The sequence below is a fragment of the Rhizobium sp. CCGE 510 genome (genome assembly GCF_000292525.1).
GTDB lineage: Bacteria > Pseudomonadota > Alphaproteobacteria > Rhizobiales > Rhizobiaceae > Rhizobium.
This window is the reverse complement of the sequence record NZ_AEYF01000118.1, coordinates 1-663: the sequence shown is the minus strand read 5'-3', so window position 1 is coordinate 663 and position 663 is coordinate 1. Positions and strand designations below refer to the sequence as shown.

Sequence of the window (663 nt, the reverse complement as noted above, 5' to 3'; positions counted from 1 at the left end):
TGGTGCTGGCCTCCAGGCGCGCGTTGATATCGGCGAGCTTGGTTGAGACGTCTTCGGGATATTCGAATCCGACCCGCGCCATATACTGGGTCGGATGGGACTTGAGCTGGATATGATAGGTGCGCCGCGATGTAGTGACGACCATCGACGTGACCAAACCCGGCTCCGACGGCTTGACGATCAGATGGATCGTCTGCCCGCCCGCTGCCCCCGAGGTTGCCGGCTCGACCTTCCAGCGTACGGTGTCTCCGACCAAAACGTCGCGTACGACCTCGCCCGGCTGCAGCTCGATATCGCAGACCTGCAGCGGCGAGCAGACCACCGACGGCTGCACCTCGCCATAGAGGAAGATGATCTTGCCATCGTCACCCTTGGTCACCAGGCCGCTGGTTCCACGCCATTTGCCAGAAATGTTGATGCCCTTCCGCTCATTGGCGGAAACCTGTTGGGCATGCGCCGTCGAAACGAAACCCATCGCAGCGATCAAACACGACGACAGGGGCAAAGCCAGGCAGAAGGCGAAGCGCGCCTGGCCAGTCCAAAAATTCTTGATCATGGGGTGGCCATGCCTTTCAAAGCTGTGCGGTCCAGTCGAAGTCCTTGAGATAAAGACCGATCGGGTTAAGCCGGATGACGCCCTCGTCCTGGGGCGGGGTCAATGTG

General features: G+C 60.3%; 1 protein-coding gene and 1 pseudogene. Both read right to left on the bottom strand.

Going from position 1 to position 663, the window contains the following annotated elements:
- Positions 1–475 (bottom strand): TrbG/VirB9 family P-type conjugative transfer protein (locus tag RCCGE510_RS32740; RefSeq protein WP_192815381.1); only part of this gene is annotated, 475 nt, incomplete at its 3' end.
- Positions 476–572: 97 nt separating this feature from the next.
- Positions 573–663, bottom strand: a pseudogene (locus RCCGE510_RS35035) (conjugal transfer protein TrbF); the annotation flags it as partial.